The 11,760-nt window shown below is 52.4% G+C and carries 10 protein-coding genes; 7 read left to right on the forward strand and 3 right to left on the reverse strand.

The window, feature by feature from the left end; all coding sequences use genetic code 11:
- The first annotated feature begins 427 nt into the window (after positions 1 to 427).
- Genes SH449x_RS21430 through SH449x_RS21440 form a run of 3 tightly spaced genes read left to right on the forward strand, consistent with a single transcriptional unit; the run spans position 428 to position 2,960 of the window.
- On the forward strand, positions 428 to 1,351 hold the full coding sequence (locus SH449x_RS21430; protein ID WP_482378121.1) for a histone deacetylase family protein: 924 nt from the start codon (positions 428 to 430) through the stop codon (positions 1,349 to 1,351).
- A gap of 22 nt (positions 1,352 to 1,373) precedes the next feature.
- A complete protein-coding gene (locus SH449x_RS21435; RefSeq protein ID WP_482378122.1) occupies positions 1,374 to 2,192 on the forward strand; it encodes a DNA adenine methylase in 819 nt (272 codons plus the stop codon).
- 15 nt (positions 2,193 to 2,207) lie between these two features.
- Positions 2,208 to 2,960 (forward strand): ComF family protein, encoded by a 753-nt coding sequence (locus SH449x_RS21440; protein WP_482378123.1) that lies wholly within the window; start codon positions 2,208 to 2,210, stop codon positions 2,958 to 2,960.
- A gap of 9 nt (positions 2,961 to 2,969) precedes the next feature.
- On the opposite strand, the gene SH449x_RS21445 is transcribed toward SH449x_RS21440, so the two are convergent.
- Positions 2,970 to 4,577, reverse strand: a complete 1,608-nt coding sequence (locus SH449x_RS21445; protein ID WP_482378124.1) for a DUF1559 family PulG-like putative transporter — start codon at positions 4,575 to 4,577, stop codon at positions 2,970 to 2,972.
- A gap of 159 nt (positions 4,578 to 4,736) precedes the next feature.
- Between SH449x_RS21445 and SH449x_RS21450 the strand changes: the two genes are divergently transcribed.
- From SH449x_RS21450 to accD, 4 genes are all read left to right on the forward strand, one after another.
- Positions 4,737 to 6,146: a hypothetical protein gene (locus tag SH449x_RS21450; protein ID WP_482378125.1), complete on the forward strand. Its 1,410-nt coding sequence runs from the start codon at positions 4,737 to 4,739 to the stop codon at positions 6,144 to 6,146.
- A gap of 115 nt (positions 6,147 to 6,261) precedes the next feature.
- Complete coding sequence (gene rpe, locus SH449x_RS21455) at positions 6,262 to 7,062, forward strand: ribulose-phosphate 3-epimerase (protein WP_482378126.1); 801 nt, start codon at positions 6,262 to 6,264, stop codon at positions 7,060 to 7,062.
- A 31-nt stretch (positions 7,063 to 7,093) separates the two neighbouring features.
- Positions 7,094 to 7,711 (forward strand): histidine phosphatase family protein, encoded by a 618-nt coding sequence (locus tag SH449x_RS21460; protein WP_482378127.1) that lies wholly within the window; start codon positions 7,094 to 7,096, stop codon positions 7,709 to 7,711.
- 56 nt (positions 7,712 to 7,767) lie between these two features.
- A complete protein-coding gene (gene accD / locus SH449x_RS21465; RefSeq protein ID WP_482378128.1) occupies positions 7,768 to 8,619 on the forward strand; it encodes an acetyl-CoA carboxylase, carboxyltransferase subunit beta in 852 nt (283 codons plus the stop codon).
- Between the two features lie 121 nt (positions 8,620 to 8,740).
- On the opposite strand, the gene SH449x_RS21470 is transcribed toward accD, so the two are convergent.
- Together SH449x_RS21470 and SH449x_RS21475 are read right to left on the reverse strand one after the other, a co-directional pair.
- The gene (locus SH449x_RS21470) at positions 8,741 to 10,618 is read right to left on the reverse strand and encodes a GMC family oxidoreductase N-terminal domain-containing protein (RefSeq protein ID WP_482378129.1); all 1,878 of its coding nucleotides are present in this window, start codon (positions 10,616 to 10,618) and stop codon (positions 8,741 to 8,743) included.
- A 438-nt stretch (positions 10,619 to 11,056) separates the two neighbouring features.
- Positions 11,057 to 11,728, reverse strand: a complete 672-nt coding sequence (locus SH449x_RS21475; protein WP_482378130.1) for a DUF8091 domain-containing protein — start codon at positions 11,726 to 11,728, stop codon at positions 11,057 to 11,059.
- Positions 11,729 to 11,760 lie beyond the last annotated feature (32 nt).

Raw genomic sequence — 11,760 nt, forward strand, 5'->3', positions numbered from 1 at the left:
GATGGGCAGTGCCCCGGCGTTCCGCTTACAACGCAGATGGGCATCTGATAGAATTGCAGGATTTGAAGACAAGCTCTGTCCCCACGCGAGCTTCCCCCACCTTCAGATATTCACACCGCTAGAGATTAGAGAAACGCGAGAGGATCAATGGTCAACTGATTTCAAGACAACTCTTGCGTCTCTCTAATCTCTCGCGGTGCTGGCCTCCCTGAATCTGCTGGAGAACCCAAGTTGAAGAATTGTCCCTTTGGGTTTATTTCGATCCAAAAAGCAGAATGTGTCGAAAGATGCAGGGCGAAAAATAGACGGTTAAAAGGAGGCTGGCCCCCAGCGAAGCTACCATGGCTGGTATTTCCTGCGGCCTGGCTTAAGATCGATGCCAAATTTCCCTACACACCAATATGGGCCCATTACAGGAACCAGATCGATGCTGCTTTACCATAGCCAGGATTTCGAGGGGCATGACACAGGAGCTCACCCCGAGTGCATTGAGCGAATCACTCGAGTCAATGAAATGCTCGACAAGAGCGGCTGGCTCGAACGTTGTCCGAGGCCAGAATGGCAGCTTGCAAGCCCCGACCAATGCCTGCGGATTCACACGGAGCCCTACTTGACCCAGCTTGAGAAATGGTGCCAGGACAATGCGGGGCGAATCGAAGCGGATACGGTCGTGTCGACTCGCTCGTGGAATGCCGCTTTGCGGGGAGCCGGTGCAGCTTGCGACGCCGTCGAACGAGTGATCCGAGGGGAAGATACTAAAGCGTTTTGCGCCATTCGCCCACCCGGACATCATGCGGTTCCCGATAATGCCATGGGGTTCTGTCTGTTGAACAACGTAGCCATCGCGGCTCGCCATGCGCGCAGCCTCGGTCTGGAGCGAGTTCTGATTGTCGATTGGGACATCCACCACGGAAACGGAACTCAGGATGCATTCTGGGAAGACCCGACCGTGGCCTTTGTTTCGATTCATCGTTTCCCATTTTATCCCGGGACAGGTAGAGCCGACGAAAAAGGAGGCGGTGCCGCCGTGGGAACCAAGAAAAATATACCTGTTCAGGCTAGCACGAGCGCCAAAGACTTTCTCGCTAAATTAATGGATGCCACCGACGCTTTAGCCTCTCGGTTTAAACCTCAGTTGTTACTGCTCAGTGCCGGCTTTGATGCCCATCGTGCGGATCCAGTTGGCGGTCTGTCTCTGGAAGAATCGGACTTTGAGACCGCAGGACGCTGGATCGGCGAATTGGCTGCAACGCATTGCGATGGGCGGCTGGTTTCACTACTGGAAGGTGGCTATAACTTGACCCACATGCCACAATCGGTCGACGCCCATTTACGGGGCCTGCATTCCTAGAAGCAATATTCAGAAGCAATAAATGGCAAAAGAAGTATCTGCTCCCATCAAATGGCATGGGGGCAAAACGTATCTTGCATCAAGAATCCTGGAATTGATGCCGGAGCACGTTCATTATGTGGAGCCATTTTTTGGCGGCGGAGCGGTCTTGTTCCGAAAGTCGGCTCCTTTGATCGAGAAGCATTCCGAGGTCGTAAACGATATCTATGGAGACTTGATCAATTTCTGGAAAGTCCTCCAGTCCAAAGAACTCTATCCCGAGTTCGAACGTATGGTAACGCTGACACCGTTTGCTGAGCCAGTTTGGAAAGAGGCCTGCACGGATCAGAGCGAAGAACCAATCGCGAGGGCAGTCGCATTCTTCGTTCAGTATCGACAGTCAAGACAGGGGCTTGGGAAGGCATTCGCGACCATGTCCCGCAGCCGGACACGACGTGGCATGAATGAACAAGTGTCGTCGTGGATCTCGGCGATCGAGGGGTTGCCTGAGGCGCACGAGCGTTTACGACGAGTCGTCATTTTTAATGAACAAGCGGCCAAATTGATTCGCCGCGAGGATGATCCCAATACCTTTTTCTATTGTGATCCACCGTACTTGTCAGAAACCCGGGCAGTGAAAAATGCTTACTCGCACGAAATGATCGAAGCCGAGCACTTGGAGCTGATCGAGACCTTGGGGAGTATCCAAGGCAAATTTATTTTGAGCGGCTATCCGCATCCCATGTACAAAATGGCAGAGATTCGATTCGGTTGGCGTTGCGAAGAGATCTCAATTGATAATAAGGCCAGCTCGGCCAAAATCAAACCGATCAAAACCGAGTGCTTGTGGATGAACTTTTAGTACTTGTTGACAATCATGAACCTAAGCATGCAACGATTGGTTCGTACGGTTCGCCCTTTAGTGGACGCCTTGTTTCCTCGTATCTGTCAGGTATGTGAGACGGTTCTTTTGGATCCATTTTCGGAAGCGATCTGCCAAGACTGTTTGCTCAGCTTTGCTCCGGACGACAACCGCTGCCAGCGGTGCAGTGCACCAGTCCCCCGCTCCGTCGCAATCAACCCAAAGAAGTGCCATCTGTGCAAGAAGTCTTGGCACTTTCAGAGGGCGATATGCCTTTGTACTTATCGGGGCCCGGCAGCCAAAGCAGCTCGGAGGATGAAATCCGCCAACCATGAGCCACTCACGGTAGAGATCGGTTGTCATATAGGTAGATGGCTGAACGAAACCGCGAATATGGTTCACTACGATGCATTGCTCCCCATCCCTCAACATTGGTATCGTCGTGTGACACATCGCTACAACCAAGCTGACGTGTTAGCCGAGATGATTGCGACTCAGTGTGACACTCCAGTGCGGTATGATGTTCTCAAACGTACACGTCTGACTGCCAAACAAGGAACGAAGACCATCCAAGAAAGGCAGCAGTCGCTTATCGACTCCTTTGCTTGCACGCTCCCTGACTTTGTAAAGTATAAATCCTTATTGCTAGTCGACGATATCGTAACGAGTGGGGCGACTGCGAGCGAAGCAGCCAAGCCCCTGATAGCGGCGGGCGCAAAGAGAGTCGATATCGTCGCCTTTGCACGTGGCGCTTCGGCGAGTAAGTGAATCGTTATCTCACTCGTAAGGAATGTTGACGACCTCTCCACCTCGGTGGGTTAGCATCTTTTCGAGGATCTCAAGATCGATAAAACTCGAGAAGAATCGCACCGACCCGTCCCATAAACCGACATTCGCTCCTTGAAGTGGAAATGCATCAGTTAGATCATGCTCTTCAAAGCTTATATCGTCAGGGGCAGTCCATGGTACGGAATACTCTGAATCGACCTCGACGATGGCAATCGTGTTCGACAAACCATCTGTAAACATTCTGAAGGTAAGTTTGCCTTCTTCCGAACCTGGGGTACCGGCACCGTAGGGCATCAAATAGGTTGTGTAACCTTTCTCGGTGGGAACCTGTGGATTTCGATAGGTGGGAGGCATCTTATCGAGAAGCTGGATATTGTGAGGGCTATCCCAAGGCTCATCGAGCTTGAACTGTTGGTAAAGATCCGATTCCTCCAGGAACGGCAGTAAAGCAACTCTCCAGCTTAAAAGCGGCTTCCCTTCTGCATCCCTTTTCCAAGCCCGATTCGGCAGTTGTCGATAGGCTGATTCATAGTTGTGAAAGGCAAGCATGATTTGCTTTTCGTTATTGGAGCTCGACATGCGTTGAGCAGCGGCCCTGGCAGCTTGAACGGCAGGAAGCAACAAACCTACTGCGACACCAATGGCTAAGGTACCGTTCGTGTTGACGCTAAGGGAGAGGCGGTCATCGTGCTTTGTCCAAAGGCTTTCGCCAACAAAGGACTTGATTCTCTCAGCATAGGCATCAACCGCCGCCAGCATTTCCGGTGAAACCGACGGGTCTCGTGCCATGTTGTCACGCATTTGCATCTCGAATAGATCCATGCCGATCGCCTCAATACTGTTCAGAGACGATGCGACAGAATCAATCGACTCTTTGGAATCGGAGAATAGATCCAGCACCAAGCTCGCACTGAAGCCGGGAGTCGTGGAGACCCGAACCACATCCACATGCTCCACGAGCGACATGAGTGGTTCAAGAAACGGTTCCGGCAAGTCCATCATGTTGTCTTCGAGAAGTCCGATGAGAATAGGTCGAATTGGCGAGAGCGACATAACCGCAAACACCGGCGCCGTGGTTTGGCTCGCGATGTCGATGGCGGCTGACTTAGAGTTCTTGGCAGCGAGCATTCTTCGCAACATACCGTCGGTTCCGAAAAACATCTGCTTGCTTGTTTGCTGAGCGAATCGTATCGGCGAATATTCCATTTCACGAAATCGCAAGTCGGCTCGTCGCGGTGATACTTGTGCTTCTTTGAGGTCGGGTAACGTCAGATCCTCGATATCAACATCGGTCGAAGCGATGATCGAAGCTGCGAATTCAGGGCCTGATGGCCCAGGCATCCCCACGACCACATCGATCGTGTTGGCCAACAGAATATCAATTCCTAGTTGCTCGCGAGAGCCGACGCTTATGATCTCCCAGGGAATCATCTGTAGTTCTGGAATCGCTTTGACCGCGTTGAGGTCTACTGAGAGGATCGCAATCGATTCGGATGGCAAGGCTTGAAAACGATTACCGTTTTCCTGGGCCTGGACCAACCTTCCCAAACCAAGAAACGAGAGGGCCACCATCCACATACGCAGGCATTTGTTCATACTTAGAGCTCCCTTCAAGAAAAGATATCAGACCTCGGTCCCACACTTGGAGTATAACGCAACGGAAGTGAGTCGCAACAAAAAGGAAGGCTAAGGCATCGATTATTGAATTTTGGTTAGAACACCGGGCAACCTTGATTTTGTGAGGTGGATTTTGCTATGAGTCAATCAAGGTGGCGTTTTAGTTTCCGGGGTGTAAGGATGGGCAAGATGGCGACTCTAGTTATGACGTTCAGCAGTAGTCGCGAGCACTATTTTCGGTTTTCATGCCTCGTTTTGGCATTTCTGTCAACAATTTCCGGGCTCTCCTGTGCTCAAGAAACCGAGATAAAATCCTTTCTGCTGCTGGACCACGGTGGTGTTCTGCACGGTGTGACCAATCCCATTGGTGACCAAATCGCCGTACAACTGGAGAAAGGAAATACGATCTACGTCAAGAAAGATAACGTGATTCATATCTGTCGGTCCAAGCTAGAACTCTACGAGTTTCAGGTGGGCTCCATTCGTCGCTGGGGAGCAAACGAGCACTGGCACATCACGCAATGGTGCGTACAGAACGAACTGATCGAGCAGGCCCTGTTTCACTTCCATGAGCTATCAAAGATCGCAGAACCTTCACCCAAACTTAAGCAACTAGAACACCAAATCAAGGTTGCCATTCTCCGATCAGAACCTGTCCAACGATATCTTGCCGAACAACAACGTGCACTGGGTATCGTTCCCAAAGAGGAAACAGCCGTTACCGTTTCTTACGAGTCTTCGAATTCAGGAAATGAGGTTCAAACTGCCCTAGCGACTAACTCCGATGTGAGCGAATACGAAGAAATCCGAATCAATGAAATCCCGAGCTATGCTCGCAAAGCCTTTCAGCAATCGATCACCCCCGTTCTCGTTCAACGATGTGGACAGTCAGGATGCCATGGGTTGCCAGGAAAGTCTGATTTCCAAATCTATCAGCCGATCGGTGAACGTGCCGCCGAAACCTCTATAAAGAACTTGATCAATGTCCTTAAACACGTTGACACCAAGCAACCTAGCAGCAGCCGTCTTGTAGCGTACGCCACCAACGCTCACAGCATCCAGAGGCTCCCTGCCCTAAACGTAATGAAGGACTCGGACCAAGCGATCGTTACTCGAATTGAGCATTGGATCAGATCGATTGAACCAGCATCTTTACAGTCGGGCCAGTTTCTAGCTGGCGTTCAGCCCGCCTCCGTTGCGTTGGCTGGCACTCCTGCCATGACCTCCACGGTGGCTCCCGGGCTACCTACGTTGCAGGTTCCACCTGTTGATGAACTCACCCCACCGGGCGATTCGGCACTTAGCCGCAAGGACTTGCTACTAAGCCTCCGAAACGATCTTGGTGTAGAAGATCCGAACGCTAGGCTTTCGAAACCAGCCAAATCGGGAAGCCTACCTCCACTTGTTGATGCCAACGAGCTAGCGGGACTGGAGCGAGCCATCGAGAGGCTGGAGCAGTCCGCCGCCGCTAAGAACAAGAAAGACCCGTTTGATCCCAACGAGTTCAACAACCGTTACGGTCCCAAACAAGGGGGCAGTATTCGCTAAGCTAATTCAAGGGTGGCAAATACTTTTATTTTCTAAGCTGCGGCCAGATAGCGACTTAAGTGGTTTTCGACCGGCCCTTCTAGCCTGATCGGATTGACTATCGGCGTTTTGCCTCTTGAAACAACTGGGCAGTGTTGACTATCGTTTACGGCACTGTGATACACGGGAGACCAACGCGGTTGGTCAAGTCGCAGTAACACTTGGACCTTATGGTATGTCCGAACAGGCGAATAGGTCGCAGAAGACTAGCAAAGTACTGAAGGAGGCAAAGCCAGCGGTTTTGCCTTCGCTTCTAATGTGCGACTTTTCTAACTTGGAACGCGAAGTCAGGCGTTTAGAAGAAGCAGGCATCGAGGTTTTGCATCTCGACGTCATGGACGGGCATTTTGTCCCGAACTTGACCTACGGGATGCCGATCGTTTCCGCACTGCGTGGGATCACCGATTTGGTGCTCGACGTCCATTTGATGATTAGCGAGCCTGAGCGGTATTCCCAGCGGTTCATCGACGCAGGGGCCGATGTGATTACCTATCACATCGAGACGCTCCCCTCTCCCGCCGACTTGCTTCAAAAAACACGAGACCAGGGAGTCTTGTCGGGGTTGGCGATCAACCCGCAGACCGATCTAGATCTCTTGTTACCTCATTTGTCGGCATGCGATATTGTGCTGATCATGAGCGTGCAAGCAGGTTTTGGCGGTCAAGCCTTTAACCCAGTGGCCTTGGAACGCCTCTCCCATTTGAGAGCAAAGCTAGGCGATGGGGTTTTGCTGGAGGTTGATGGCGGCGTCAATGAAAAAACGATAGGCCCATGTGTTGCCGCAGGAGCCGATCTGTTGGTAGTCGGTTCGGCATTGTTTGGACACCCGGATTATTGCCTTGCAATCTCCCGTTTACAGGCGGCCATGAAGTCATGAACTGCCTTTCGATCCTCTTTGGAAATTGTGTATGTGCCGAGTAGTGGTTGTTCGCCCAGGAGCGACGTCCTTTGACGAGCAGGAGCGAATCAAGGGATGTTTAGATATGCCTCTATCTAGCCAGGGGCTAGAGCAGGTGCAACGAGTTGCTTCGGAGATGGAACAGATACCCATCCGCTACGTTTACTGTGGCCCGTGTGAATCAGCCCAGGAGACAGCGAGAGAAATAGCAGAACACGTTAATGCAAAATGGAAAGTATGCGATTGTTTTCGCAATATCGACCACGGTCTATGGGAAGGCAAGCTGATCGATGAAGTGCGACGGCAGCAACCCAAACTTTTCCGACAGGTTCAGGAAAACCCCAGGTCGTTTTGTCCTCCTGGCGGAGAAACATTGGCGGACGCCGAGGAACGGATCGCCAAACAAGTCGCAAAACTGTGTAAAAAACATAAGGGGGAAACCATCGCGGTCGTAATCCCCGAGCCACTTGCTACACTGGTAGCCAATCGTCTCAAGGATGTGGAATTTATGGATATGTGGGATTCTGAACAAGACGATGCAACTTGGGAGATGATCGACTCGGAGACGCGAGCATGTCTATCGGTCCCACATCAAATGGAAACGGAATGTTCCGCGCGAGCCAAATAGAACAGGCAAGCGAGCCAGGCCTAGGTTTGAGAGCTTAACGAGACAAGCAAAGTGAGATGAGTACCATTCAAAATCAATCGGTTTCAAACAACTCGACCAGGTCCGAGAAGAAGGGGGTCCCGGAAGGGCTCTGGATTCGATGTCCAGGTTGCGGCGAAACCATCTACCGAAAGGAGATGGAACGAAATCTAAATGTTTGCCCGAAATGCCAGTATCACATGTATGTTTCGGCATGGGATCGCGTTGGCCAGCTCCTTGATGAGAACACCTTTGAGATCTGTGACGAACACGTTCTACCAACCGATCCTCTTTCCTTTTCAGACAAAAAGACTTACGCACAGAGGCTTATCGAAGAGCAAAAGCGCACCGGGTTAACCGATGCAGCTCTGTGCGGCACCGGCATGATTCGTGCCCGGCGAGTCGCTATCGCGGTGACCGACTCAGCATTTATCATGGGCAGTATGGGATCCGTGGTTGGTGAACGTCTGACTCGATTGATCGAACGGGCCACCAAGCACTCACTCCCGCTCATTATCGTGAGCGGCTCGGGTGGAGGTGCACGCATGCATGAAGGGATCCTTTCGTTGATGCAGATGGCCAAGGTGTCGGCTGCCTTGGCAAAGTACCACTCCAACGGCGGACTATACATCAGCGTGCTGACCAACCCTACGATGGGTGGTGTGGCAGCGAGCTTTGCAAGCCTCGGGGATTTGATCTTCGCCGAGCCGAAAGCTCTTATCGGATTTGCCGGTCCGAGGACAATCAAAGCTACGATTCGAATCGAACTGCCAGCGGGGTTTCAAACAAGCGAGTTCCTGTTAGAGCATGGGTACATCGATCGTATTGTCGAACGCAATCGATTGAAGACTGAGATCGCTACGGCAATCGATTATTGCGGGAAGCAGTAAGACTAGCTCTCTTTGAATACCAACTCGACATAGCGGGCGCGAGGCTTTTGCTTCAGATAGAGTTCGCTGGCACGTCATTCGATGGCTTTCGCAGCGATCCTAGAATGTTAAGGCATTGATGTTAGAGCTTGAAGATGTCAGCGTATTTAGGCTCCAGGGCCAACAGTTGGGAATTGCGTTCTGCCAAGGCTGAGATCGTCAAAAACGGGTTGCAAGCGATCGCGGTCGGCAGGATCGCACCGTCGCATACATAGAGGCCTTCGTGGATACGAAACTCTCCTGTTTGAGGGGCGATGTCTCCCCCACAGGCCGTATCGTAGACCTGGCCTTTATGGTTGACGACTCCACTGCGAGGATCATCGCTCATACCACACCCACCCAGTGGATGCACCGAAATCATCTTGTCACCGAAGAGCTTGAGGTATTTATACTGGCCGCCATGCGCGTGAGCGATTCTAGAGAACTGTTCACGGATCATGCGACGATAGTCACTTTTCGTCAGCCCTGGCCATGAGACCGATGCGTTTCCGTTGTCCTCCAGAATCAGCTTGCCCTCCTGGCGATCGTGCCCCATGCCGAGAAGAATCTGTGTCTGATCTAGATCCAGATCTCGCATGAGGAGTTTCAGTACATTGGTATACGCCCGCGCCGCCACCCCTTCTTGTACAAGGGTTCGATCGAACAGGTTAGGGTAGTTGGGCGTAGTGACGTTGGTCTGAATGGTTGGACCTGAACGCACACCTTCGTGTTCGTATGCACTCGACCCAGCGACACAGGTCGGACAATCCGTTTTGCGAATGAAACCTAGTGCGTCCCCATTGCCGGTCCAATTGCAGCCCAGTTGCCGCGAAAAGTCTAAGCATTCGCTCTGGGAACGCATGAGAATTTCCGAGCTCCCGATACTACCTGCACCGAGGACAAGGATGCGAGTCGTGACAAATCCCTCGTACTCTTCATGGCTGCCATCTTCCTTCCGGTCAAAGTACAGAAAGCGAACACGCCAAAAACCATCACATTTCTCGACTTCACGGACTTCCGTTTGAGTAAACATCATGGTGTTGTTTCGCCGTGCGATGGGCAAGTAATTTGTCACCAATGTGTTCTTGGCACCGACATTACATCCTGTAAGGCAGTCGCCACAATCGATGCAGCTCCGTTGTAGCATGCCGTGCTGGTTCATGACTGGCAGGTGGTTCGGGCCGCTGCGAACGATCGTTAAGGCAGCCGCTTCATAGTGCAGTCCATAGTTTTGCAATCGCTCCACGGCGAGTCGTTGAGCTCTCATTTTATGAGTCCAATCGTGCGGCTCGACGCGAACACCGAGGACATGTGATGTTATATCGTAATAGGGATCGATAACGCCCATATCGCGCAAAGCGTTTGGCCATTGTGTCTGTAGAAACACATCGGAGTCAGGTCGAATGGCCACGTTCGCATTGATGAGTGACGAGCCACCGAGCCCGCTACCACTCAACACCGCTATGTCATCGCATTGCAGAACTTGGAAAAGTCCGGTGGGATTTTGAAGCCTCCTCTGTTTGCGACCAAACAAATGGAGCCGGGATTCCGACATCACATCCTTGAGGGTATCAGGAAAGTTTCCAGGGACCCATTCACGGCCTCGCTCGAGCACGCCGATCCGCGTGCCGGACCGCATCTTCTCACTCAATCGAGCGGCCGTGATCGCCGCCCCATATCCCGAGCCCACCACCAAGACGTCAAACTGATAGGGTTTGCCGTCAAAGGGCATCTGGAAAAGCCAACGCGGGTTAGCCTGGAGCTGGCCACCATAATGTTGGAGACTCTTGCCGTAGTCCGCCCGCGCGGTCCGCTTGAAATCGCTATCGGTCGATTTACGGTTGCTGGGGGGGGAATTAGGCCCAGGAGTAGGCGGAGCAGCCCGCCCGGTCGCGGCGGCGGTCAAGCTACCAGCTACAACACCAGCGGAACGGAGCAGCAGGTCCCGTCGACTTATTTTCTCCTGATTTGACTTAGGCACAGCTAGCTCGACCGGTTTCGCGTGGGTTACTCGGTTACAGACATGCTATTCATCGTCCATAAATCGGATCGAGCGTGCACGTTAACTTCGCAAACCAACCTCCTTGCCCAAGTTGACTCGATTACCGACCGCCCGACCGAAATGCTAGCATGTCGAAAGCTCTCCACCCTACCTAAGGTGGATGGCACCAATTGAAGACGACGAAGAACAATGCTGTAACAAGGCTCTGCGCAGTTACAGCATTCACTCTCCCTTCGAGGGAGAGTCGAGCGCAGCTCGGAGAGGGTGAAAGGCACAGCGATGCATAAAGGCTCCGGCTGGTCAGCGATTCTAAAGCACCCTCCCCTCGTGATCGTTCCTCCACTCTGGTCCTCCCAAATTCTTTGGGAGGGTGAATAAGGGTGGGGATAATAGATGGATGGCACCAATCGAGGGAGACTAGGCGGCGCGGTAGACGATCGCATTGCCTCGCTTGTCGCAGACCTTGGTCGCGCCACACGAGCGGAGGACGTAGGCGATTTGCTGGGCAAACCAGCGTGGCTCCCCAATCGCATCTGCCAGCTGCTGGGTATCGAACCGCTTCGGTAGCTTCGGATTACCCAGTAACCGCCAGAGGTCGCCGAGGGTTGCCAAAACAACGGCTTCGGAGGGATCGGGAACGCAAACCAGATCGACGTCCAGCGTCTTGTACTGTTTCCGCCTACCTCGACGCGGCGTGTCAACTCGCGTCTCGATGCTTTCAACGAAAAGCAATTCCAAGGTGAGCTGAGGATGCGGATAGACCTGGGTAAAGTGAATTAACTCCAAGAAAATATCGATCGGGCGGATCTTCTTAGGGCTTTTGCGTTTTCTGACAACCGCTTGTGTCTCCGGGTCGATCGTAGCAACCACCTTGGATTGCAAGCATGGCTTCACGATCCGAACGAAGTAGTCGTCATCCAGTAGCTGCCGGATTTTTTTTCGGATCGATCCCAGCCCCGAATGCTGGATTTCGACGATAACGCCTTCGTGATCAATCGCATCGATCCGGTAGTTCGATTCCGCCACCTCGATGCAATCGGGACCGGCCGCGTAGAGCTCTTTAAGCTTTCGATGAAGGGAGGTTTCCATGGCTTCCTTGCCAAAAACGCAGCGAGTTATTT

It is taken from the genome of Brakhagea baltica, from assembly GCF_052161605.1.
Classification (GTDB): domain Bacteria; phylum Planctomycetota; class Planctomycetia; order Pirellulales; family Pirellulaceae; genus JBKCUI01.

Excerpts from the sequence above, each read along its gene's own strand:
- SH449x_RS21435 (WP_482378122.1), top strand. The coding sequence starts at position 1,374 with ATGGCAAAAGAAGTATCTGCTCCCATCAAATGGCATGGGGGCAAAACG.
- SH449x_RS21445 (WP_482378124.1), bottom strand. The coding sequence starts at position 4,577 with ATGAACAAATGCCTGCGTATGTGGATGGTGGCCCTCTCGTTTCTTGGT.
- accD (WP_482378128.1), top strand. The coding sequence starts at position 7,768 with ATGAGTACCATTCAAAATCAATCGGTTTCAAACAACTCGACCAGGTCC.
- SH449x_RS21460 (WP_482378127.1), top strand. The coding sequence starts at position 7,094 with ATGTGCCGAGTAGTGGTTGTTCGCCCAGGAGCGACGTCCTTTGACGAG.
- SH449x_RS21440 (WP_482378123.1), top strand. The coding sequence starts at position 2,208 with ATGAACCTAAGCATGCAACGATTGGTTCGTACGGTTCGCCCTTTAGTG.
- SH449x_RS21475 (WP_482378130.1), bottom strand. The coding sequence starts at position 11,728 with ATGGAAACCTCCCTTCATCGAAAGCTTAAAGAGCTCTACGCGGCCGGT.
- SH449x_RS21430 (WP_482378121.1), top strand. The coding sequence starts at position 428 with ATGCTGCTTTACCATAGCCAGGATTTCGAGGGGCATGACACAGGAGCT.
- SH449x_RS21450 (WP_482378125.1), top strand. The coding sequence starts at position 4,737 with ATGAGTCAATCAAGGTGGCGTTTTAGTTTCCGGGGTGTAAGGATGGGC.